Consider the following 21,820-nt stretch of genomic DNA (forward strand, 5'->3'; position numbering starts at 1 on the left):
GAGCGGTCACCCTACCGGGGCCTCGGACGGACCAACTCGACCAGCGTGGCAAGGCAGTCCGCGAGTCCCTCGCGCGAACACCCCGCGTAGCCGACGGCGACGCCGTGTGCCGTGGGCGTGCGGGCGAAGTGGCGGGCGAGACCGTCGAGCAGGATCCCGCGCCGTTTGCCTGCCGCGAGTCGTTCCCGTTCATCCTCGTACGTGGGAAGCGGCACCACGAGGTGCGCGCCGGCGTCGTCGCCGAGCACCGGCACTCCCGCCCGGCCGAACGCGGTGACGAGCATCGACCGGCGCTCCGACAGTTCCCGCCGCAGCCTGCGCAGGTGCCTGCCGAGGTCGCCGTGCCGGGCCAGTTCGACGAGCACGTGCTGGCCTGCCGGGGAGGGCCGGGTGCCGGTGAGCTCGCGATGTTCCAGCACCGCCGTCGTCACCGCGGGCGGCGCCACCATCCAGCCGGCGCCGAGTGTCGGCGTCAGGATCTTGCTCGTGGTGCCCAGGTGCACGACGACGTCGGGTGCCAGCGACGCCAGCAGCGGCAACGGTGCGACGTCGTAGCGGAGCTCACCGTCGTAGTCGTCCTCCACCACGAGGAAGTTGTGGGCCCGCGCCCGCTCGACGAGCTCCACGCGCCGGGACGCGCTCATCCGGCAGCCCATCGGGTACTGGTGCGCGGGCGAGCAATACACGGCCCGGACCCCACCCGGCACCAGGTCCGGGCGCAACCCCTCACCGTCGATCGGCACGGGAGCCACCCGCAGCCCGGCACGTTTGAACGCCTGCACGGCGCGCTGGTATCCGGGTTCCTCGACGGCCACCAGGTCGCCCGGCCGCAGCACGGCGGCCGCCAGCTCGATCACGGCGGCGGTGGTGCCTCCGGTGGCGAGGACGGAATCCGGGCCCGCGTCGAGTCCCCGGTGCCGCAGGAGGTGCTCGGCCACGGCCGCGCGGTACTCGGCAAGCCCGGCGCGGGGCAGGTACGCCGCGGGCGGGGTGTCCGCCGAGGCCCGCCAGGCGCGCCGCCACGCCGCCTTGTCGAGCCCGTCGGCCCACGGCACTCCGGGCAGCAGGGCGAGCCGCGCCGACGGGGCCTCCTCGCGCTCCACGACGGAGCGGCGTTCGGGGCGCGGCGCGGGTGGTGACGTGGTGACGTAGGTGCCGGACCCGTGCTTGCCGAGGATCCAGCCCTCGGCGTGCAGCTGCTCGTAGGCTGCCGCGGTGACGGTGCGGCTCACGCCGAGCCGGTCGGCGAGCGCGCGGGTCGAGGGCAGCCGGTCGCCGCCGCGCAGATGCCCGGACGAGGCCGACTCGCGCAGGGCGTCGGCCAGCTGCACGGCGAGCGGGACGTTCGACTCACGATCCAGCGTCACCGGCAGAGCGGTGTCACCCCGAGGCAAAGTGGCCTCCCGTTTCTCCGCACTTGTGGTCATTTCACCATGCCACCCGCGCTGACATCGTTGTCCCCATGCCGAGATCAGTACCCCTGTCGCCCACCCCACGCAGCACACTCACCCGGAAGAAGCATCGCGCCTCCACGGACCGCGCCGACCTCTACCGCGTACTGGACGAGGCCCTCGTCTGCCATCTCGGCCTCGTCCTGGCCGGCTCCCCCGTCTGCGTTCCGACCGGGTACGGACGGGACGGCGACACTCTCTATCTTCACGGTTCGACCGGTTCGGGCAACATCCGCGCGGCCGCGGAGGGCGCCGACGTCTGCGTCACCGTCACGATTCTCGACGGGATCGTCTACGCGCGCTCGCTCAACAACCACTCGATGAACTACCGCTGCGCGGTGGTGCACGGACGGCCCCGGCTGGTCACCGACGCGGCGGAAAAGCTGCGTGGCCTGCGGATCGTCACCGAACACCTGGCGCCAGGCTCCTGGGACCACGCCCGCGAACCGAACGCGAAGGAACTCGCCTCCGTCGCCGTGCTCGCGCTCGACCTGACCGAGACCTCTGTGAAAATCCGGGCCGAGGGACCGGCCGAACAAGCCGAGGATGTGGACCGGCACGACGTGTGGGCGGGCGTCCTGCCAATTCGGACCGTCGTGGGCCCACCGGAACCCGCGACCTACGTGCCGGACGGCGTCGTGGTGCCCACGCACATCGCGCGCCGGGCCCGCATCTGAACCGGCGTCAGCCCGGCACCGGTCCGGCGATCGGGTCGTTGCGAAACGGCCTGATGGTCCGGGCCGCCGCGCGGTACACGTGCACGCTGATGGCCGGATCCGGCCCCTCGTTGCGCACGTCGTGCACGTAGCCGGGCCCGAACACCCGGGACTGCCCCTGCGCGGGCGTGTGCACCTCGGTCACCACGCGACCGTCGGCGGCACGCCGCGTGACCGACTCCGTGAGCCGTCCGCTCACCACCGTGAACGCGCCGGTGGCGTCGCCGTGGTCGTGCAGACCGGTGTACTGGCCCGGAAGCCAGCTCAGCAGCCACACCTCGTCTCCGTCGACGCGGTCCAGGAGGACGGCGAACCGTTCGTCGGGGTCGTAGCGCAGGAGGTTGCGCCACCGTTCCCGGTCGGCGGCGTACTCCAGGGCCACCCGGACGGGATGGCGCGTGGCCGCGGCGGCGGTGGCGAGAGGGGCGATGGTGTTCTCGGGAACAGCGAACATGACGCGATGAGTCCTTGCGGGAGAAGAAGGAGGTCCTTGGGGCGGAAACGGTGAGACGGCGTCAGGCGGAATGCGGAGCGCTCACCGACAACAGCAAGGACACAGCGCGCAGGCGGCATCGCGGTGGCCGGAGAGCGGCCACCGTACGGAAACGTCCTGCGTCAGCACGCCCGCAAGGAAACCAGTGGATCGCGCAAGCGTCAACCGGATTCCGGAGTGTGAACTCCGCCGGAAGCGTCAGGACCACTCGTGCTTCTGTTCCCGGCCCAGCAGTTCGGCACCGGCCGTCGCCGGGTCGGTCCCCTCGTGGCACACGCGGTACATCGCGTCGGTGATCGGCATGTCGACACCCGCGGTGCGTGCCAGCTCGCGGATCGACCGGCATGACGTGACGCCCTCGGCCACCTGCCCGCCCACGGCGGCCTGCGCCTGCTCCACGGTCTCGCCGCGGCCGATCCGTTCGCCGAACGTCCGGTTGCGGGACAACGGCGAGGAGCACGTCGCCACAAGGTCCCCGACCCCGGCCAGGCCGGCGAACGTGAGCGGGTCCGCGCCGAGCTTGGCGCCCAGCCGGGCCGTCTCGGCCAAACCACGTGTGATGAGCGTGGCCATGGTGTTCGCCCCGAACCCGAGTCCCGCGGCCATGCCGCAGCTGAGTGCGATCACGTTCTTGCACGCGCCGCCGAGCTCGCAGCCGACCACGTCGGTGTTGGTGTACGGGCGGAAGTAGGAGTTGAAACTCGCGCGCTGGACGGCCACCGCACGGTCGTGATCGGCGCACGCCAGAACCGCGGCCGCGGGCTGGCCCTGCGCGATCTCCCGGGCCAGGTTCGGCCCCGAGACCACGACGACCTCGCCCGCGGGCACGTCGGCGATCTCGCTGATGACCTCGCTCATCCGCTTGAGCGTGCCCAGCTCCACCCCCTTGGCGAGGCTGACGAGGATCGCGCCGGGCGGCAGGAGGTCGCGCCAGCTCTTGAGGTTGGTGCGCAGGCTCTGACTCGGCACGGCCAGCACGACCGCGTCGGCACCCGCGAGCGCCTCGGCAGCGTCTGACGTCGCCGTCAGGCGGTCCGGCAGCCGCACGCCCGGCAGGTAGCCGCAGTTGGTGTGCTCGTCGCGGATCTCGGCCGCGACCTCGGGCCTGCGGGCCCACATCGTGACGTCCCGGCCCGCGTCGGCGAGCACCTTGGCGAACGTCGTGCCCCACGAACCCGCGCCCAGCACCGTGACCGATTGCACAGTGACGTCGGACATCTCAGGCGTCGTCCCCCGGCGTGGCAGGCGGCCGCTCCCCGCGGATCTGCACGAGCTGCTCGAGCACCTCCGCCATGATCAGATCGGTGACCTCGCGCAGCACGGCGGGCGTCCGCTCCTTCTCGCGGTACGCGGTCAGATCCAGCGGCCTGCCCACCGAGTGCACGACGGTCTTGCGCGGGAACGGCCGGAACTTCTTGGTGTAGCCGTTGAAGATGTCCTGGGTGCCCCAGCGCGCCGCGGGGATCACCGGCACGTCGTTCTCCAGCGCGAGCCGCGCGACACCGGTGTAGGAACGCTTCGGCCAGCCCTGCGGGTCCTTGGTGATCGTGCCCTCGGGATAGATCAGGATGAGCTTGCCCTCGCGCAGAGCCTGGTGTGCGGCCTTGAGGCTGTCGCCGGCGGAGGCCGTTCCGCGCGACACCGGAATGCTGCCCGCGCCGGTCATGATCTTGCCGAACACCGGGATGCGCGTGAGGCTGTCCTTGGCCATGAACCGCGGCACCCGCTTGTTGCGGTGCACGAACACCGCGTCCACCGCGGGGTCCAGGTGCGAGACGTGGTTCATCACGAGCAGCGCGGGACCCTCCCGCGGAATCCACTCCGTGCCCCGGTAGACACTGCGGCCCATCCATGTGAGCGGATAGAACAGTGCGGCGGCGGCCCCGACCCAGAATCCGCCCTTCTCGCGATTCGCCAAGGCTCCTCCTTCCACATCGCCTGGGCCGATCCTCCCACAGCCGCCCGCGGACCCCGTGAGTCAAGATGGTCACGTGGCCGTTGACCTGATCGTGCCGATGAAGCCGCCGCACGCCGGCAAGTCCCGGCTGCGCGGCGTGCTCGGTGCTCCGGACCGCGCGGACTGCCACGCGGCCCTCGTGCTCGCCCTCGCCGAGGACACGGTCGCCGCCGCGCTCGCGACACCCGGCGTGCGGCGGGTCGTGGTGGTCAGCGGTGATCCCGCCGCGCTGGCGGTGGTGCGAGAGCTCGGCGCCGAACTGCTCGCCGAGGACGCGCCCGCGGGCCTGAACGCGGCGCTGCGCGCCGGGGAGCGATTGGTCCGTGCCGACGACCCGGACGCCGTGGTGGGCGCTCTGCAGGCCGACCTGCCCGCGCTGCGCCCGGCGGAACTGGCCGCCGCGACGGCGGAGGCCGGGCGGCGGAGGGCGTTCGCCGCCGACCGGCACGGCACCGGCACGACGCTGCTGCTCTCCGCGCCGGGCGAACCACTCGACCCCCGGTTCGGCCCCGACTCCGCGCGCGACCACGCCCGCTCGGGCGCCGTGGCGCTCGGGCTCACCGCACCGTCACTGCGGGCCGACGTCGACACGCCCGCGGACCTCGACCACGCCCGGCTGCTCGGCCTGGGCCCCCGCACGACCGCGATCCTTGCCACCACATGTGCTCTCCGCTGACCCCGCTGCTATGGGTGTGGCGCCTGCTATCCCCGCGAAACGCCCAGGTGAGGAACAATGCAGTTGTGAGCAACGACGAGAGCATCCCGACCACCGAGGGCTCTCCGGAGCCCAGGCGCGTCACCACGAACCCGCCGCCGGGAGCCACGGCCACCGACGGCAGGGCGAGCATGCCTCAGGCCGTGCCGTCCGCGCCGCCGGCGGCCACGGGCGTGCCACGGGCCGTGCCCGACAACCTGCCCGACGACCGGTACTTCAACCGCGAGCTCTCCTGGCAGGACTTCAACGCCCGCGTGCTCGCGCTGGCCGAGGACGAGTCGCAGCCGCTGCTGGAGCGGGCCAAGTTCCTGGCGATCTTCGCGTCCAATTTGGATGAGTTCTACATGGTCCGGGTGGCCGGGCTGAAGCGCCGGGACGAGACCGGGCTGTCCGTGCGCAGCGCCGACGGGCTCACCCCCCGCGAGCAGCTGTCCTACATCGCCAAGCGCAACCAGGACCTCGTCGAGCGGCACACCGCGGCCTTCGAGGAGCACGTCCGGCCCGCGCTGGCGGCCGAGGGCATCCGCATCGTGCGCTGGTCCGATTTGGATGCCGACGACCGCGCCCGGCTGTCGCGCTACTTCACCGAACAGATCTTCCCGGTGCTCACCCCGCTCGCCGTCGACCCCGCTCACCCCTTCCCCTACATCTCGGGGCTCTCGCTCAACCTGGCCGTCACCGTGCGGGACCCGGAGGAGGGCACGGAACGCTTCGCCCGCGTGAAGGTGCCCAACAACGTACCCCGGCTCGTCCGCATCGAACGCCAGCGCGACAGTCGCACGGCCACGTTCCTGCCGCTGGAGGAGCTCATCGCCGCGCACCTCGGCGAGTTGTTCAGCGGTATGGAGGTGACCGAGCACCACGTGTTCCGGGTCACGCGCAACGCCGACTTCGAGGTCGAGGAGGACCGCGACGAGGACCTGTTGCAGGCACTCGAACGCGAGCTGGCGCAGCGTCGCTTCGGCCCGCCCGTGCGGCTGGAGGTGGCGCAGGACATGAGCGAGCACATGCTCGAGCTGCTGCTGCGGGAACTCGAGGTGGACCCCCGCGACGTGGTGGAGGTCCCGGGACTGCTGGACCTGTCGTGCCTGACCCAGTTGCTCTCGGTGGACCGCAAGGAGCTCAAGGACCGTCCGTTCGTACCCGCCACCCACCCGGCGTTCGGCGAACGCGAGACGCCCAAGAGCGTGTTCGCGACCCTGCGGGAGGGCGACGTTCTCGTCCATCACCCGTACGACTCGTTCTCCACGAGCGTGCAGCGCTTCATCGAGCAGGCGGCGGCCGACGACAAGGTGCTCGCCATCAAACAGACGCTGTACCGGACCTCCGGCGACTCGCCGATCGTCGACGCGCTCATCGACGCCGCGGAGGCCGGCAAGCAGGTCGTGGCTCTCGTGGAGATCAAGGCCCGGTTCGACGAGCAGGCCAACATCACCTGGGCGCGCACGCTCGAACGCGCGGGCGTCCACGTGGTCTACGGGCTCGTCGGGTTGAAGACGCACTGCAAGGTGGCGCTCGTGGTGCGCCAGGAAGGGTCCACGATCCGCCGCTACTGCCACCTGGGCACGGGCAACTACAACCCGAAGACCGCGCGGCTGTACGAGGACCTGGGGCTGCTGACGGCCGATCCGGCGATCGGCGCCGACCTCACCGATCTGTTCAACGTCCTCACCGGATACTCCCGCCAGGCGACGTACCGCAACATCCTCACCTCGCCCAGCGGCATCCGGCGCGGGATCCTCGACCACATCACCCGCGAGATCGAGCTCGCGCGCGCGGGCCACCAGGCGGGCATCCGACTCAAATGCAACTCCCTCGTGGACGAGCAGGTCATCGATGGGTTGTACCGGGCATCACAGGCGGGCGTGCCGGTAGAGGTCGTGGTGCGCGGCATCTGCGCGTTGAAACCGGGTGTGCCGGGCCTGAGCGAGAACATCACGGTGCGCTCGATTCTGGGCCGCTTCCTGGAGCACTCACGGATCTTCCACTTCCGGGCGGCCGACGCCTACTGGATCGGCAGCGCGGACATGATGCACCGCAACCTGGACCGCCGCATCGAAGCCCTGGTTCAGGTGAAGGACCCCAAGTTGACCGCACAACTCGACGATGTGCTGAGTTCGGCACTGGATCCGCTGACCCGGTGCTGGGTGCTGAGTGCCACGGGCGAGTGGGTGCCCTCCCCCGCCGACTCCTCCCAGGTCCGCGACCACCAGGTCGAGCTGCTGCGCAGGCACGGAGCGACCGGGTGAACGCTGCGCGAACCGACCATGCCGTCACCCTCGCGGCCGGGGCCGTGTTGTGGCGCCCCGCCGGGTCCGGAGAGCTCGAGATCGCCGTCGTGCACCGACCCCGCTACGACGACTGGTCCCTGCCGAAGGGAAAGCTCGATCCCGGCGAGACCCCGCCCGTCGCGGCGGTACGCGAACTCGAGGAGGAAACCGGCTTCGACGCTGTTCTCGGCCGTTTCCTGAAAAGGGTCGAATATCCGCTCGGCACCGGCCGGAAAACGGTCGACTACTTCTCCGCGAGGGCCGGCGAGGGCCGTTTCCGGCCCAATGAGGAAGTCGACGAGCTTCGCTGGTGCTCCCCCGCCGAGGCGGCCGGGATCGTGTCGTACGACACCGACCGGGACGTGCTGCGGGCCTTCACCGAGCTGCCCGCAGACCTGACCTCGGTGCTGCTGGTTCGACACGGCAAGGCGGGCAAGCGGGAGGAATGGGCCGGCGACGACGATCTGCGGCCGCTCTCGGACGCGGGCGCCCGCCAGGCCCAGGCGCTGCGCAGACTGCTGTGGACCTTCCGGCCGACCCGTGTGCTCTCCGCGCCCCTGCTGCGCTGTGTGCAGACAGTTCAGGGGCTCGCCGACGACCTCGGGCTCGAGGTGGTGCAGGAGCCGATGCTGTCGGAGAAGTCCTACCGGTCCGACCCGGAGGGTGGGCGGAAGCGGTTCCTGGAGATCGCCGCCGAGGGCGGCACACCCGTGGTGTGCAGCCAGGGCGGCGTCATTCCAGGCATTCTGAGCGACCTGGCCGAGCGCGAGCGGCTCACGCTGGCATCCACCACATCGGGCGGCGTGGCGGCCAAGAAGGGGTCGGTCTGGCAGCTGTCGTTCGCCACCGGTGAGGGCACCCCACGGCTCGTGGCGGCGAACTACCTGCCGAGCGCGTTGCCCACCCCGGTTCCCACCACGAGCTGAGAACGCGGCAGGGCCCCGCACCGAGCGGTGCGGGGCCCTGCCGAGAAGTGTCGGCGGTTCTCCAGCGTCGCCTTACTTCTTCTTGCGCGCCGCGGTGGTCTTCTTCGGCGCCGCCTTCGAGGCCGTCGACTTGCTGGTGGTGGCCTTCGCGGTCGACTTGGCCGGAGCCTTCTTCGCCGTGGTGGCCTTGGCCTTCGTGGCGGTGGTCTTCGGAGCGGCAGCCTTCGTGGTGCTGCTCTTGGCGGCCGTCCGAGTGGTGCCCGTCGCCCTCGTCGCGGCGGTCCGGCTCGTCGTGGTGCTGCGAGCCGTGGTGGCACGCGAACGCGTGGTGGTGCTGCGCGTCGCGGTCGGACGGCTGGCGGTCGTCCGGCTCGTGCTGGTCCCGCGAGCCGTGGTGCCGGTGGTCGCCTTGGCCTTGGTGGCCTTCGGCAGCTTCTTGGCACCGCTCACGACATCCTTGAACGTCGTACCGGCACGGAACGCCGGAACGTTGGTCTTCTTGACCCGCACGGTCTCGCCGGTGCGCGGGTTCCTGGCGGTCCGGGCCGCCCGGGCGCGCTTCTCGAACACACCGAAGCCGGTGATGTTCACCTTCTCGCCCTTGTTGACCGTCCGGATGATGATGTCGACGAGGTTGTCGACAGCCTGCGACGCGAGCTTCTTGTCGCCCAGGCGCTCGGAGAGCGCCTCGATCAGTTGGGCCTTGTTGGCCATTCCAGTCCTCCAAGAAGAACTACTTGTTACCCGGCCACACCGGCCGACATGCGCACACGGTATTACCAACGCAGCACAAATTCCAAACGGCACGCGGATTTTTTCCTTATCGGGTGCGCTGTTACGTACCCGACAGGCCCCTCGGACGGGGTCTTCCGGTGCCGTCTGGCGTGGTGTCGTCGGCCGGTGGCCGGGTGGGGATTCCCTTGCCGAGCAGGGAATCCCTTGCCTCAGGAGGCCGGGACGGACGTGGTCACGGGCTTGTAGGAGGGCCGCCGCCGCTCGAACTCGGCGATCTCGTCCGCGTGCCGCAGGGTCAGGGCGATGTCGTCGAGTCCTTCGAGCAGCCGCCAGCGGGTGTAGTCGTCGATCTGGAAGGGCGCGGCGAAGTCCTTGGCCCGCACGGTCTTCTCCTGGAGGTCCACCGTGACCTCCGTGCCGGGCTCGTTCTCGAGCAGCTTCCACAGCAGCTCGACGTCCGCCTGCTCGCACTGGGCGGCCAGCAGACCCTGCTTGCCGGCGTTGCCCCGGAAGATGTCGGCGAACCGGGAGGAGATGACGACCCGGAAGCCGTAGTTCATGAGGGCCCAGACGGCGTGCTCGCGGGAGGACCCGGTGCCGAAGTCGGGGCCGGCGACGAGGACGCTGCCCCGGGAGAACGGCTCCTGGTTCAGCACGAACTGCTCGTCGGTGCGCCAGGCGGCGAACAGGCCGTCCTCGAACCCGGTGCGGGTGACGCGCTTGAGGTAGACGGCCGGGATGATCTGGTCAGTGTCCACGTTGGACCTGCGCAGGGGCACTCCGATGCCGGTGTGCGTGGTGAACGGCTCCATGGTGGGTTACTCCAATGCTCGTCGGGCAGGCTCAGTTCAGGTCTTCGGGCGAGGAGAGTGTGCCGCGCACGGCTGTGGCGGCCGCCACGAGCGGCGACACGAGGTGGGTACGGCCACCCTTGCCCTGCCTGCCCTCGAAGTTGCGGTTCGACGTCGAGGCGCTGCGCTCGCCCGGCTTCAGCTGGTCCGGGTTCATGCCGAGGCACATCGAGCACCCGGCCTGCCGCCACTCGGCACCGGCCTCGGTGAAGACCTTGTCCAGGCCCTCCTCCTCGGCGGCCTTGCGCACCCGCATCGACCCGGGGACCACCAGCATCCGCACGCCATCGGCCACCTTGCGGCCCCGCAGCACGGCGGCGGCGGCCCGCAGGTCCTCGATCCGGCCGTTGGTGCAGGAGCCGAGGAAGACCGTGTCGACCCGGATCTCCCGGAGCGGGGTGCCCGGAACAAGATCCATATAGGACAGGGCCTTCTCGGCGGCGAAGCGCTCGTTCTCGTCGGTCATCGTCGCCGGGTCCGGCACGGACTCCGACAACGGCAGCCCCTGGCCGGGGTTGGTGCCCCACGTCACGAACGGCGTGAGCTCGTCGGCGTTGATCGTCACCTCGGCGTCGAACACGGCGTCGGGGTCGGTACGCAGCTCGCGCCACTCGGCGAGGGCGGCGTCCCAGTCGGCGCCCTTCGGGGCGTGCGGCCGGTCCTTGAGGTAGGCGAAGGTGGTCTCGTCCGGGGCGATCATGCCCGCGCGGGCACCGGCCTCGATGGACATGTTGCAAATGGTCATGCGGGCTTCCATCGACAACGACTCGATGGCGCTGCCGCGGTACTCCAGGACGTAACCCTGGCCGCCGCCCGTGCCGATCTTCGCGATGACCGCGAGGATGATGTCCTTGGCGGTGACGCCGGGACGCAGCTCGCCGTCCACGTTGATCGCCATCGTCTTGAACGGACGCAGCGGCAGGGTCTGCGTGGCGAGCACGTGCTCCACCTCGGAGGTGCCGATGCCGAAGGCCATCGCGCCGAACGCACCGTGCGTCGAGGTGTGGCTGTCGCCGCACACCACGGTCATGCCGGGCTGGGTGAGACCCAGCTGCGGCCCGATCACGTGGACGATGCCCTGTTCGGCGTCGCCCATGGGGTGCAGGCGGACGCCGAACTCCTTGCAGTTGCGGCGAAGTGTGTCCACCTGGGTGCGCGAGACCGGGTCCGCGATGGGAAGTTCGATGTCCACCGTGGGCACGTTGTGGTCCTCGGTGGCGATCGTGAGATCCGGCCTGCGGACCTTCCTGCCGGCCAGGCGCAGACCGTCGAAGGCCTGCGGGCTGGTGACCTCGTGCACGAGGTGCAGGTCGATGTAGAGCAGATCCGGCTCGGCACCTTCGCCGCGGCGCACCGTGTGCGCGTCCCACACCTTCTCGGCGAGTGTGCGGCCCCGCTTCTGTGCCATCAGGGCTCCTCCATGAGCATAGCGGGAGCTCGGGAGTCCGCGTCCCACTATCTGGACATCCCAAACTCCGAGATTGTAGTATCGCTTCGTGGGACAGCATAACCCTGACAACCAGCAGAGCGGTATCGGCGTCTTGGACAAGGCTGTCGCCGTACTGCGGGCCGTGGCCGAGGAGCCGTGCGGTCTGGCGGAACTATGCACGCGGACCGGGCTTCCCCGTGCGACCGCGCACCGGCTCGCCGTGGGGCTGGAGGTGCACCGGTTGCTGCGGCGTGGTCCGGATGGCCGCTGGCGTCCGGGTGCGGCGCTGGCGGAGCTGTCCGGTGGCACGACGGATCCGTTGCTGGATGCCGCGAGCGTGGTGTTGCCGAAGCTGCGCGACATCACCGGCGAGAGTGTGCAGCTGTATCGCCGGGACGGGGTGCAGCGCGTGTGTGTGTCCACGGCGGAGCCACCGAGTGGCCTGCGCGACACGGTGCCGGTGGGCGCGCGGTTGCCGATGACGGCGGGTTCCGGCGCGAAGGTGCTCACGGCGTGGGCCGACGCGCACACGCAGCGGGCGATACTGGCGGAGGCGGTGTACGGCGAACGCACGCTGCTGGAGGTGCGGCGGCGTGGCTGGGCGCAGAGTGTCGCGGAGCGCGAGCCGGGCGTGGCGAGCGTGTCGGCTCCGGTCCGGGATTCGTCGGGAACGGTTGTGGCGGCGGTGTCGGTGTCGGGGCCGGTGGAGCGGATCGGGCGGAAGCCGGGTGCCCGGTGGGCGGCGGATCTCCTGGCTGCCGCCGAGGCGCTGCAGGAGCGCCTGTAGCCCGGCGAGCGGAAACGTCACTAGATCCCATCCGCGTGTCCGCCGCTCCGGTAGCCGTGTCCGCCACCCCCGTCACCGTGTCTGCCACTCAGGTAGCCGTGTCCGCCACCCCCGTCACCGTGTCTGCCACTCAGGTAGCCGTGTCCGCCACCCCCGTCACCGTGTCTGCCACTCAGGTAGCCGTGTCCGCCACCCCCGTCACCGTGTCTGCCACTCAGGTAGCCGTGTCTGGCCCCCTCGCGTAGCGCTGCGTCGCCCCGTTGGGGCCACTTCGGTGGCGTGTCGGCAAACCCGTGCCGGGTGACTGCTGCGTGGGGCGCCGTGTCGCCATCGGCGCGGCGGTGACGGCCGCTCGGGAGTTGGCGGGGATCGACCGCTTTCGGAAACCGACTGTGCGCCGGCCGGATTCGCGATGGGCCGGTCCCTCCGGCCGACCCGTGCGCGGTTGCCGTTCGGCTGATGTGGAGGGAGCGAGCGCTCCTTCGGGTCCCGGCTCGCCGACGAGCCACCCCGTGTCCGGCAACGGCACCGCCCGAAATCTCAGCGGTCCACGCGGGGCGCTGCCCCGCAAGCCGGGAGCGCCAACTGGAACGGCCGCCACAGCGACGCAGACAGCAGACACGGCAACCGGAACCGCACACACCACGACACAGACGGCAGACACGGCGACATGGACGGCGCACACGGGCCGGACGGGACCCGCAAACGAGAAAGCCCCGTATCCGCGATTTCCGCAGATACGGGGCTTCCGGTTTCGAGTACCCCCGATGGGATTCGAACCCACGCTACCGGCGTGAGAGGCCGGCGTCCTAGGCCGCTAGACGACGGGGGCTTGCTCTGTGTTGCTGAAGAAGAACTTACCAGATCGGTTTTTCCTCTTCGCAGCTGGGGTACCAGGACTCGAACCTAGACTAACTGAACCAGAATCAGTCGTGCTGCCAATTACACCATACCCCAACGAGTGCCTCGCCTGAGCGCGCTCCGGCTCAGCACCCCGTTGGAAAGAAAGCATAGACCACGGCCCAACCGGCTCCGCACCGGGGCCACGGTTCTACCGCTGCGCGGGCACGCCCACGCGCACGAACTCGGAAACGAGCAGCTGGGGAAGCTCGCTGAGGCTGGACAGGACGTGGACGCCGGGCGGGACCTCCGCGGCGACCTGGCCGCGGTTCAGCCACACACCACCCAGGCCGGCGTCCCGCGCCCCCAGCGCGTCGGTCCGGAGTTTGTCGCCGACGTGGACCGCCTCGGAGGGGTCGCAGCCGAGCTGGAAGCAGACAGAGTGGAACATCACAGGATCGGGTTTGGCGACGCCGACTTCTCCGGCGATGGCGACGTGGTCGAAGAAGCGGGCGAGCCCCAGGGTGGCGAGCTTCTCGCGCTGGTGGGCGCCCGAGGCGTTGGTCACAGCCGCGAGCTGAACGCCCGCGGCGACCAGCCAGTCGAGACACGGCAGCACGTCGTCGAACAGCCGCCAGGATCGCCGCAGCAGTTCCTTCCGGCGCGTTTCGAAGGCGAGCGCCTCGCCGTGGTCGGCGGTGATGCCGAGAGCGGCGAGGAACGCCTGGGTGCGTCGGACGTGCATGTCGGCGTAGCCGAGGTCGCCGGAGACGACCCTGGCCACGTGTTCGTCGGTGATCCGCTCCCATTCCGACCACATGTCGGCGCGGCCGATCAAGGCCGCGAGCGATCTTCGGCCCGCGGCCGAGAAATCGATGAGCGTGTCATCGATGTCCAGGCAGACGAGCCGGAGTTCGGGAGGCGCCCACGGCGCGGCGTCCTCGTGGTCGGAAACGGTTTGCGGTGCTGTCGGGGAGCCAAGCGCAAAAGCCACCCCGCGAGGCTAGGGGTTTTTGGACGTCCTCGACTCTGCTAAGGAGGTGATAGCGCCGAATCTGTTTCGGTCCAGCAGCTCTACGCTCCGTTGCCCGGGAGAGCACGACGCAGCCGCCCGAGTGACGCCTCGCGGCCGAGGAGCTCCATCGACTCGTACAGCGGCGGCGACACCGTACGCCCGGTGACGGCGACGCGCACGGGCGCGAAAGCCTTACGGGGCTTGAGGCCGAGTCCCTCGACGAGCGCGTCCTTGAGCGCCTGCTCGATGGCGCCGGTCTCCCAGGACGGCAACTTTTCCAGCGCTTCGACCGCTGCTCGCAACACCGGTTCCGAGTCGGGACCGAGCGCCTTGGTGGCCGCCTGCTCCTCGGGCGCGAACTCGGCCTCGCCGATGAACAGGAACCGCAGCAGGTCCGCCGCCTCGGAGAGCACCGTCACGCGCTCCTGCACGAGTGGTGCGATGGCGTCGAGCTTCGCGAGCTGCTCGGCATCCGGCTCGGCGGGCAGGACACCAGCCTCGGTCAGGTACGGAACGACGCGGCGGACGAACTCGTCGTGGCTGAGCGCACGGATGTGCGTCGCGTTGATGGCCTCGGCCTTCTTGACGTCGAACCGCGCGGGGTTGGCGCTCACCTTGGTGATCTGGAAGGCCTCGACGAGCTCGTCGACGGTGAACACGTCGCGGTCGTCGGCGATCGACCAGCCCAGCAGCGCGAGGTAATTCAGCAGGCCCTCGCGGATGAACCCGCGGTCGCGGTAGTTGAAGAGGTTGGACGAGGGGTCCCGTTTGGACAGTTTCTTGTTGCCCTCGCCCATCACGTAAGGCAGGTGACCGAACTCCGGAACGAACTCGGCGACGCCGACGCGCTCCAGCGCCCGGTACAGCGCGATCTGCCGGGGCGTCGACGGCAGGAGATCCTCGCCGCGCAACACGTGGGTGATGCGCATGAGCGCGTCGTCGACGGGGTTGGTCAGTGTGTAGAGCGGCTGGCCGTTGGCCCGCACGAGCACCGGGTCGGGAATGGTGCCCGCCTTGAACACGATCTCGCCGCGAACGAGGTCGGTCCAGCCGAGGTCCTCGTCCGGCATCCGCAGCCGCAGCACCGGCGTGCGGCCTTCGGCCCGGAAGGCCGCCTTCTGCTCCTCGGTGAGGTCGCGGTCGTAGTTGTCGTAGCCGAGTTTGGGGTCCTGGCCGGCTTCCCGGCGCCGCTGTTCGACCTCCTCGTTGGTGGAGAAGGCCTCGTACAGCTCGCCCGCCTCGAGCAGCTTCGCGGCGACGTCGCGGTAGATGTCGCCACGCGCGCTCTGCCGGTAGGGGCCGTAGTCGCCGCCGACCTCGGGGCCCTCGTCCCAGTCCAGGCCGAGCCAGCGCAGCGCGTCGAGCAGTGCCTGGTACGACTCCTCGCTGTCGCGGGCGGCGTCGGTGTCCTCGATGCGGAACACGAGGCTGCCACCGTGATGCCGGGCGAAGGCCCAGTTGAACAACGCGGTGCGGATCAACCCGACGTGCGGGATCCCGGTGGGCGACGGGCAGAAGCGAGCGCGGACGGCCTTGGTCTCAGTCATAGCCCATCCAGAGTATCGCTCTTGACTTGCCCTCGTTCGGCGTGCATCGTCGAATTATTCAACAAATGTTGAAAAGAGGGCGGAACGATGACCGAACGTACGACCTGCGTGGTCGCGGGTGGCGGACCTGCCGGAATGGTGCTGGGGCTGCTGCTCGCCCGAGCCGGCGTCGAGGTGACCGTGCTCGAGAAGCACGGCGACTTCCTGCGCGACTTCCGCGGCGACACGGTGCACCCGTCGACCATGCAGCTGCTGGACGAACTCGGGCTCGGCGAGCCCTTCGCGAAGCTGCCGCAGACCCGGCTGGAGGAGGTCGCCTTCCCGGTCGGCGAGCACGACCGGGTCACGATCGGCGACCTGCTCCGGCTGCGCCTGGTCGGGACACGGCACCCGTACATCGCCATCGCCCCGCAGTGGGACCTGCTGAACCTCCTCGCCGAGGCGGCAGCCGAGGAACCCACGTTCACACTGCGCATGCGCACCGAGGTGACCGGGCTGATCCGCGAGGGCGGCCGGGTGACCGGCGTCCGATACCGGGCCACCGAGGACGGCGGAAGCCGGAACGGCGAGATCCGCGCCGACCTCACCGTCGCGGCCGACGGGCGCTGGTCGCTCGCACGGCAAGAGGCGAACCTGGTGGCGAAGGAGTACCCGGTGCCGATCGACGCGTGGTGGTTCCGGCTCGGCCGCCGGACCGGCGAGACGCCGGACGTCCTCACCCCGACCATGCGGCGAGGCCGGTTCGCGATCGTGATCCCCCGCGAGGGGTACCACCAGATCGCCTACATCGGTCGCAAAGGCGCCGACCCGCAGTTGCGGCAACGGGGAATCGAGGCGTTCCGGGACGACGTGGCCGAGGTGATTCCGGGACTCGCCGACCGGGTCGGTGAACTCGCCTCGATGGACGACATCAAGCACCTCGACGTCCGGCTCAACCGGCTGCGCCGATGGCATACCGACGGCCTGCTGTGCATCGGCGACGCCGCCCACGCGATGTCACCGGTCGGCGGCGTGGGCATCAACCTGGCCGTGCAGGACGCCGTCGCGGCGGCGACCCTGCTGGCCGAACCGCTGCGCCGCGGCACGCTGACGACGGCCGATCTCGCGAAGCTGCGCACCCGCAGGCTGCTGCCGACGGTGCTGGTGCAGTGGTTGCAGCGGTTCCTGCACCGCATGGTCGTCGAACCCGTGGTGACCGGACGGCGGATGGGGCCGCCGAAACCGGTCGTGGAGTTCCTACGCCGGGTACCGCAGGCGTCGTTCGTTCCCGCCTACCTCATCGGTATCGGGGTTCGCCCCGAGCATGCGCCGGCGTTCGCCCGGCGAACCGGGTAGGCGCCCTTCGACGATTGCCTGCGCGGCCGGGAACCGGTGTTCTGCCCGGGGCCCGTACAGCTAGGCGTTCTGCACGGGGTTGGTGAGGGTGCCGATGCCCTCGATGGTGATGGAGACCTGCTGGCCGTCGGTGATGGGCCCGACACCGGCCGGTGTGCCGGTGAGGATCGTGTCACCGGGCAGCAGCGTCATCACCGAGGAGATGAACTCGATCAGGTCGGGGATCTTGTGCACCAGCGCGGAGGTCCGGGCGTCCTGTTTGACCTGGCCGTCCACCTCGGACCGCAACGCGAGGTCGCTCGGGTCGACCTGGGTCTCGATCCACGGCCCCAGCGGGCAGAACGTGTCGAAGCCCTTGGCGCGGCCCCACTGCCCGTCCGACTTCTGGAGGTCGCGGGCGCTCACGTCGTTGGCGATGGTGTAACCCAGGACGGCCTGGGCGGCACGCGAGGCGGGAACGTTCTTCACGGGCTGACCGATGACGACGGCGAGCTCGCCCTCGAAGTCCACCCGCGACGACGCCTTCGGCAGCCGGATGGCGGCGTTGGGGCCGATGACCGTGGTGGACGGCTTGAGGAAGATCATCGGCTCGGCCGGCACCTCGTTGCCCATCTCCTGCGCGTGGTCGGCGTAGTTGCGGCCCACGGCGATGATCTTCGTGGGCAGGATCGGCGCGAGCAGCCGGACGTCGGCCAGTGGCCAGCGCCGTCCGGTGAAATTCGGCGTGCCGAACGGGTGGTCGGCGATCTCGGCGACGGTGGCGTCAGCACCGTCGCCCTCGACGGAGACGAAGGCGACACCTTCCGGATGAGCGATTCGAGCCAAGCGCACGTTGCCATCGTAGCTGCCACGCGGAGCGTGTCCGTCCGGGTGGCGGTGGGAGACGGGCGGGCCGCCGCCCACCGCCCTGCCCACACTCACCCCACGGCGCGGTGTCCCCGGCCGCGGCCGGGGACACCCGGCCTCACGGCGTGAGCGTGCCTGCCCGCAGGCTCTTGTGCACGATCGCGTCGCGCAGGGCCAGCCAGCTGGCCTCGACGATGTTCTCGTGCACCCCCACGGTGGTCCATTCCTGCTCGCCGTCGGAGGACTCGATGAGCACGCGGGTGACCGCGTCGGTGCCCTGGTGGTTCACCAGGATGCGGACCTTGTAGTCCGACAGCTCCACGCTGTCCAACCAGGACAGGTGCGGCAGCAGTGCCTGGCGCAGCGCGGCGTCCAGCGCGTTGACCGGACCGTTGCCCTCGGCGGTCGCGATCACCCGCTCGCCACCCACATGGACCTTCACCGTCGCCTCGGCGATCACCTCGCCGTCCGGGCGGTGATCGAGCACCACGCGGTACGACTCGAGCGTGAACGGCGGCTCTCCCAGCGGCGTGCCGTCGGTCCCGGCGACCTCTCGGCGCAGCAACAACTCCAGCGACGCGTCGGCGGCCTCGAACGACCAGCCCTCGGCCTCGAGGTCCTTGACCTTCCGCACGGCGTTGGTGAGTGCCTCGGGCCGGCCGGCAAGGTCGACCCCGAGCTCGCGTCCCTTGAGCTCGAGGCTTGCCTTGCCGGCCATCTCGGTGACCAGTACCCGCATGTCGTTGCCGACCAAAGCAGGATCGATGTGGTTGTACAACAACGGATCCACTTTGATCGCGCTCGCGTGCAGCCCCGCCTTGTGGGCGAAGGCCGACGACCCGACGTAGGCCTGGTGGGTGTCGGGTGCGATATTCGCGATCTCGGCAAGGGCATGGGAGACGCGGGTGAGCTCGGCGGCGCCCCCGCTGGGGAGGACCTCCATGCCGAGCTTGGCCACCAGGTTTCCCGTCACGGCGAACAGGTCGGCGTTGCCCGCCCGTTCGCCGTAACCGTTGGCGGTGCACTGCACGTGCGTGGCACCCGCCTGCACCGCCGCGATGCTGTTGGCCACCGCGCAGGACGTGTCGTCCTGGCAGTGGATGCCCAGCCGCAGGCCGGTGCGGTCTGCGACCTCGCGCACCGTCTCGGCGAGGCCGAGCGGCAGCTGGCCGCCGTTGGTGTCGCACAGCACCACCACGTCGGCGCCCCCTCGGCCCGCGGCGTCGAGCACACGCAGTGCCGTGTCCGGGTCGTAGGCGTAGCCGTCGAAGAAGTGCTCGGCGTCGAGGAAGACCCGCCTGCCCTCGCCGACGAGGAACGACACCGTGTCCTCGACCATCGCGCACGCCTCGTCGACGTCCACCCGCAGCGCACGCTCGATGTGCCGGACGTCGGACTTGGCGACGAGCGTCACCACGGGTGCCTGCGAGTCGAGCAGCGCGCGCACCTGCGGGTCCTCGGCGGCCTTGACCCCGGCCTTGCGCGTGGAGCCGAACGCCACCAGCACGGCGTGCTTCAGGGTCAGTTCGCCGGCGGCGGCCCTGGCGAAGAACTCGGTGTCCTTGGGCATCGCACCCGGCCAGCCGCCCTCGATGAAGCCCACGCCCAGCTCGTCGAGCAGGCGGGCGACGGCGAGCTTGTCCGCCACCGAGTACGAGATGCCTTCGCGCTGAGCGCCGTCGCGCAGCGTCGTGTCGTACAGGTGGAAGTCGTCGCCGAGCGGGGTACCGGCTGGTTCCGTGCGGGTCACGGGTTTCTCCTCGGAGCCGTTTCGTTCTGGTCGTCCGCGTGTCGTGGCAACAAAAAAGACCCCCCGCGGATGCGAGAGGTCTGCGCGCCGGGTGCTTGGGGCACTTACCCGGCGCGCCTGCCGATAATGATCACGCGAAGCGTCTGCACGTCACGCATCATGCCACACTCCCGACCGCTGCCCAACGTGTGGGCACCTATCTCAGAGAGTGGACGCGTCCAGGGCTCAGTCCTGCTGCCTGCGTTCGGCGCCCTGCTCCGCCGCGTAGCCCGCGTCGTCCTCGCCTGCCGTGCGGCCCACGGCGGGCGAGGACTCACCGGCCGGACGTGTCTTGGACACGGCGGGATCGGTAGCCGCGTCGGCCTCCGGAGCTGTCGACTCCGCGGGCTGCCGCCGGGCGAGCAGCCTGCGCAACCATGCCTTCATGCGCACAGGGTTCCCCGCCGGGCCGCGACCACACCCCGCAACGACGAGGGCACCCCGGCCCGGTGGACCGAGGTGCCCTCGCGACGTGGTGGCGGGTCAGCCCGCCTGGCGGGCGTTGGACGACACCAACGCGGCCAGCCGGTCGCCGATCGCCTGCGTCGAGCCCGGCGACGCCTGGTCGCGGGTGGCGAGGTCGAAGGCCACCGACGCCTCGATCCGGCGCGCCGCCTCCTTCTCGCCGAGGTGGTCGAGCAGCAGCGACACCGACAGCACGGCGGCGGTCGGGTCGGCCAGGTTCTGCCCGGCGATGTCGGGAGCGCTGCCGTGCACCGGCTCGAACATGCTCGGGTTACGGCCGGTGATGTCGAGGTTGCCGCTGGCGGCGAGGCCGATACCGCCGGTCACCGCGGCGGCCAGGTCGGTGATGATGTCGCCGAACAGGTTGTCGGTGACGATCACGTCGAACCGGCCCGGGTCGGTGACCAGGTGGATCGTCGCGGCGTCCACGTGCGAGTAGGCGACGCTGACCTCGGGGTGCTCGAGCGAGACCTCCTCGACGATGCGCGACCACAACGACCCCGCGTGCTCCAGGACGTTGGTCTTGTGCACCAGCGTGAGGTGCTTGCGCGGACGCTCCTCGGCGCGCTTGAACGCGTCGGAGACGACCCGGCGGATGCCGAACGCCGTGTTGAGGCTGACCTCGGTGGCGATCTCGTGCTCGGTGTCCTTGCGCAGCAGGCCGCCGTTGCCGGCGTACGGGCCCTCGGTGCCTTCCCGGACGACGACCATGTCGATCTCACCGGGGTCGCCCAGCGGCCCGCGCACACCCGGGTACAGCCGCGCCGGGCGCAGGTTGACGTGGTGGTCGAGTTCGAACCGCAGGCGCAGGAGCAGACCGCGCTCGAGGATGCCGCTGGGCACGCTCGGGTCGCCGACGGCGCCGAGCAGGATCGCGTCGTGCTGACGGAGTTCACCCAGAACGGATTCGGGCAGCAGTTCGCCCGTCGCGTGCCAGCGGGACGCGCCGAGGTCGTAGTTGGTCGTCTCGGCGTTCGGCACGACCTCGCCGAGTACCTTGAGTGCCTCGGCGACCACCTCGGGCCCGATCCCGTCGCCGGGGATCACAGCGAGCCGCATCCACACACCTCCGTCAATCGGGGGCCACCGTCGCCGGCGGGTACCCCATTCGCATCGAACTCCAGCGACGGCAGGTTACCGGCCGTCGACAATCGACCGAAGCACGACCACCCCAACGCCGCAGTCGCGGGACGGCATCCCACCCACTGGTGGCGCTCCGCTGTCCCGGGCGTCGCCGGAGGGCGGCCCAGCCGGCCGGCACCGGCCGCCGGTCGGCGGCATGCCCGCTGACGGCCTTCGCGCGCTCGCCCGAGCCGTTGTGGTGGCTCAGCGCGAGCAGCCCGAGCACGGGCTCGTCCCGCTCCGGCTCCTCCGCTCTCGTGACGACCAGGAACGCCCGGGCTCGCCGAGACAGGACAGCGCGGGTTCGCCGGGACCGTGGACCGTGCAGGCCGGGCTCACCGCGTCGACGAGCCCGGTCTCGGAGTCGCCGTAGAACCCGGCGACGCCCACGGTGTCGGTGATCCATGGTCACGGCGGACGCACCGGTGACCGGTACGCCTGGCTGCCCACGCCGGTGGTCTCGACCGCCGGGTCCGGAATCTTGCGCAGGCGCCGGGATCGTCTTGCGTTGGGTCAGGGCGACGTGCGCGC

At 70.4% G+C, this 21,820-nt stretch carries 20 protein-coding genes and 2 tRNA genes; 7 read left to right on the plus strand and 15 right to left on the minus strand.

Going from position 1 to position 21,820, the window contains the following annotated elements:
• Positions 1 to 11: 11 nt before the first annotated feature.
• Positions 12 to 1,394 (minus strand): MocR-like pyridoxine biosynthesis transcription factor PdxR, encoded by a 1,383-nt coding sequence (pdxR, locus tag ACFSZT_RS25770; protein WP_377478404.1) that lies wholly within the window; start codon positions 1,392 to 1,394, stop codon positions 12 to 14.
• A gap of 68 nt (positions 1,395 to 1,462) precedes the next feature.
• On the opposite strand from pdxR, the gene ACFSZT_RS25775 reads away from it, so the two are divergent.
• Entirely contained in the window at positions 1,463 to 2,128 is a 666-nt protein-coding gene (locus ACFSZT_RS25775) for a pyridoxamine 5'-phosphate oxidase family protein (protein WP_377384768.1), read from the plus strand.
• A 7-nt stretch (positions 2,129 to 2,135) separates the two neighbouring features.
• Here ACFSZT_RS25775 and ACFSZT_RS25780 read toward each other — a convergent pair whose 3' ends face one another.
• The 3 genes from ACFSZT_RS25780 to ACFSZT_RS25790 all read right to left on the minus strand — a co-directional run bounded on the left by ACFSZT_RS25780 (position 2,136) and on the right by ACFSZT_RS25790 (position 4,578).
• Positions 2,136 to 2,621 (minus strand): cysteine dioxygenase, encoded by a 486-nt coding sequence (locus ACFSZT_RS25780; protein ID WP_377384766.1) that lies wholly within the window; start codon positions 2,619 to 2,621, stop codon positions 2,136 to 2,138.
• A gap of 237 nt (positions 2,622 to 2,858) precedes the next feature.
• Positions 2,859 to 3,878: an NAD(P)H-dependent glycerol-3-phosphate dehydrogenase gene (locus ACFSZT_RS25785; protein ID WP_377384765.1), complete on the minus strand. Its 1,020-nt coding sequence runs from the start codon at positions 3,876 to 3,878 to the stop codon at positions 2,859 to 2,861.
• A gap of 1 nt (position 3,879) precedes the next feature.
• A complete protein-coding gene (locus ACFSZT_RS25790) occupies positions 3,880 to 4,578 on the minus strand; it encodes a lysophospholipid acyltransferase family protein (protein WP_377384762.1) in 699 nt (232 codons plus the stop codon).
• Between the two features lie 73 nt (positions 4,579 to 4,651).
• On the opposite strand from ACFSZT_RS25790, the gene cofC reads away from it, so the two are divergent.
• The 3 genes from cofC to ACFSZT_RS25805 all read left to right on the plus strand — a co-directional run bounded on the left by cofC (position 4,652) and on the right by ACFSZT_RS25805 (position 8,528).
• Positions 4,652 to 5,293: a 2-phospho-L-lactate guanylyltransferase gene (gene cofC, locus ACFSZT_RS25795; RefSeq protein WP_377384760.1), complete on the plus strand. Its 642-nt coding sequence runs from the start codon at positions 4,652 to 4,654 to the stop codon at positions 5,291 to 5,293.
• Between the two features lie 65 nt (positions 5,294 to 5,358).
• A complete protein-coding gene (locus ACFSZT_RS25800; protein WP_377384759.1) occupies positions 5,359 to 7,581 on the plus strand; it encodes an RNA degradosome polyphosphate kinase in 2,223 nt (740 codons plus the stop codon).
• Complete coding sequence (locus ACFSZT_RS25805) at positions 7,578 to 8,528, plus strand: NUDIX hydrolase (protein WP_377384757.1); 951 nt, start codon at positions 7,578 to 7,580, stop codon at positions 8,526 to 8,528. Before ACFSZT_RS25800 ends, ACFSZT_RS25805 begins: the two co-directional genes overlap by 4 nt.
• 72 nt (positions 8,529 to 8,600) lie before the next feature.
• Here ACFSZT_RS25805 and ACFSZT_RS25810 read toward each other — a convergent pair whose 3' ends face one another.
• From ACFSZT_RS25810 to leuC, 3 genes are all read right to left on the minus strand, one after another.
• Positions 8,601 to 9,242, minus strand: a complete 642-nt coding sequence (locus tag ACFSZT_RS25810) for an HU family DNA-binding protein (protein ID WP_377384755.1) — start codon at positions 9,240 to 9,242, stop codon at positions 8,601 to 8,603.
• Between the two features lie 230 nt (positions 9,243 to 9,472).
• Positions 9,473 to 10,075 carry a 3-isopropylmalate dehydratase small subunit gene (gene leuD, locus ACFSZT_RS25815; protein ID WP_377384753.1) on the minus strand — a complete coding sequence of 201 codons (603 nt, stop codon included), beginning with the start codon at positions 10,073 to 10,075 and terminating at the stop codon, positions 9,473 to 9,475.
• Between the two features lie 31 nt (positions 10,076 to 10,106).
• Positions 10,107 to 11,522, minus strand: coding sequence for a 3-isopropylmalate dehydratase large subunit (gene leuC, locus ACFSZT_RS25820; RefSeq protein ID WP_377384751.1), 1,416 nt, complete (start codon positions 11,520 to 11,522; stop codon positions 10,107 to 10,109).
• Positions 11,523 to 11,610: 88 nt separating this feature from the next.
• On the opposite strand from leuC, the gene ACFSZT_RS25825 reads away from it, so the two are divergent.
• Entirely contained in the window at positions 11,611 to 12,330 is a 720-nt protein-coding gene (locus ACFSZT_RS25825) for an IclR family transcriptional regulator (RefSeq protein WP_377384750.1), read from the plus strand.
• A gap of 759 nt (positions 12,331 to 13,089) precedes the next feature.
• Here ACFSZT_RS25825 and ACFSZT_RS25830 read toward each other — a convergent pair.
• From ACFSZT_RS25830 to gltX, 4 genes are all read right to left on the minus strand, one after another.
• Positions 13,090 to 13,162, minus strand: a tRNA-Glu gene (locus tag ACFSZT_RS25830).
• Between the two features lie 53 nt (positions 13,163 to 13,215).
• A tRNA-Gln gene (locus ACFSZT_RS25835) sits at positions 13,216 to 13,287 on the minus strand.
• 94 nt (positions 13,288 to 13,381) lie between these two features.
• The gene (locus ACFSZT_RS25840; protein WP_377384748.1) at positions 13,382 to 14,164 is read right to left on the minus strand and encodes an HAD family hydrolase; all 783 of its coding nucleotides are present in this window, start codon (positions 14,162 to 14,164) and stop codon (positions 13,382 to 13,384) included.
• 80 nt (positions 14,165 to 14,244) lie between these two features.
• Positions 14,245 to 15,732 carry a glutamate--tRNA ligase gene (gltX, locus tag ACFSZT_RS25845; RefSeq protein ID WP_377384746.1) on the minus strand — a complete coding sequence of 496 codons (1,488 nt, stop codon included), beginning with the start codon at positions 15,730 to 15,732 and terminating at the stop codon, positions 14,245 to 14,247.
• Positions 15,733 to 15,819: 87 nt separating this feature from the next.
• Here gltX and ACFSZT_RS25850 point away from each other — a divergent pair, with 87 nt between their 5' ends.
• Entirely contained in the window at positions 15,820 to 17,067 is a 1,248-nt protein-coding gene (locus ACFSZT_RS25850) for an FAD-dependent oxidoreductase (protein ID WP_377384744.1), read from the plus strand.
• Between the two features lie 60 nt (positions 17,068 to 17,127).
• On the opposite strand, the gene ACFSZT_RS25855 is transcribed toward ACFSZT_RS25850, so the two are convergent.
• From ACFSZT_RS25855 to ACFSZT_RS25870, 4 genes are all read right to left on the minus strand, one after another.
• The gene (locus ACFSZT_RS25855) at positions 17,128 to 17,898 is read right to left on the minus strand and encodes a fumarylacetoacetate hydrolase family protein (protein WP_377384743.1); all 771 of its coding nucleotides are present in this window, start codon (positions 17,896 to 17,898) and stop codon (positions 17,128 to 17,130) included.
• Positions 17,899 to 18,031: 133 nt separating this feature from the next.
• Entirely contained in the window at positions 18,032 to 19,663 is a 1,632-nt protein-coding gene (cimA, locus tag ACFSZT_RS25860) for a citramalate synthase (protein ID WP_377384742.1), read from the minus strand.
• Positions 19,664 to 19,888: 225 nt separating this feature from the next.
• A complete protein-coding gene (locus ACFSZT_RS25865; RefSeq protein ID WP_377384740.1) occupies positions 19,889 to 20,089 on the minus strand; it encodes a hypothetical protein in 201 nt (66 codons plus the stop codon).
• 96 nt (positions 20,090 to 20,185) lie between these two features.
• Positions 20,186 to 21,226, minus strand: coding sequence for a 3-isopropylmalate dehydrogenase (locus ACFSZT_RS25870; RefSeq protein WP_377384738.1), 1,041 nt, complete (start codon positions 21,224 to 21,226; stop codon positions 20,186 to 20,188).
• A gap of 220 nt (positions 21,227 to 21,446) precedes the next feature.
• Between ACFSZT_RS25870 and ACFSZT_RS25875 the strand changes: the two genes are divergently transcribed.
• Positions 21,447 to 21,662 (plus strand): hypothetical protein, encoded by a 216-nt coding sequence (locus ACFSZT_RS25875; protein ID WP_377384736.1) that lies wholly within the window; start codon positions 21,447 to 21,449, stop codon positions 21,660 to 21,662.
• Positions 21,663 to 21,820: the final 158 nt, after the last annotated feature.

This window comes from Prauserella oleivorans (assembly GCF_042685745.1).
Taxonomy (GTDB): Bacteria; Actinomycetota; Actinomycetes; order Mycobacteriales; family Pseudonocardiaceae; genus Prauserella_A; species Prauserella_A oleivorans.

What these genes read in the sequence shown, in the direction of transcription:
- ACFSZT_RS25775 (WP_377384768.1), top strand. Translation starts at nt 1,463, where the DNA reads ATGCCGAGATCAGTACCCCTGTCGCCCACCCCACGCAGCACACTCACC.
- ACFSZT_RS25780 (WP_377384766.1), bottom strand. Translation starts at nt 2,621, where the DNA reads ATGTTCGCTGTTCCCGAGAACACCATCGCCCCTCTCGCCACCGCCGCC.
- ACFSZT_RS25785 (WP_377384765.1), bottom strand. Translation starts at nt 3,878, where the DNA reads ATGTCCGACGTCACTGTGCAATCGGTCACGGTGCTGGGCGCGGGTTCG.
- ACFSZT_RS25810 (WP_377384755.1), bottom strand. Translation starts at nt 9,242, where the DNA reads ATGGCCAACAAGGCCCAACTGATCGAGGCGCTCTCCGAGCGCCTGGGC.
- leuD (WP_377384753.1), bottom strand. Translation starts at nt 10,075, where the DNA reads ATGGAGCCGTTCACCACGCACACCGGCATCGGAGTGCCCCTGCGCAGG.
- leuC (WP_377384751.1), bottom strand. Translation starts at nt 11,522, where the DNA reads ATGGCACAGAAGCGGGGCCGCACACTCGCCGAGAAGGTGTGGGACGCG.
- gltX (WP_377384746.1), bottom strand. Translation starts at nt 15,732, where the DNA reads ATGACTGAGACCAAGGCCGTCCGCGCTCGCTTCTGCCCGTCGCCCACC.
- ACFSZT_RS25850 (WP_377384744.1), top strand. Translation starts at nt 15,820, where the DNA reads ATGACCGAACGTACGACCTGCGTGGTCGCGGGTGGCGGACCTGCCGGA.
- ACFSZT_RS25865 (WP_377384740.1), bottom strand. Translation starts at nt 20,089, where the DNA reads ATGAAGGCATGGTTGCGCAGGCTGCTCGCCCGGCGGCAGCCCGCGGAG.
- ACFSZT_RS25870 (WP_377384738.1), bottom strand. Translation starts at nt 21,226, where the DNA reads ATGCGGCTCGCTGTGATCCCCGGCGACGGGATCGGGCCCGAGGTGGTC.
- ACFSZT_RS25875 (WP_377384736.1), top strand. Translation starts at nt 21,447, where the DNA reads ATGCCCGCTGACGGCCTTCGCGCGCTCGCCCGAGCCGTTGTGGTGGCT.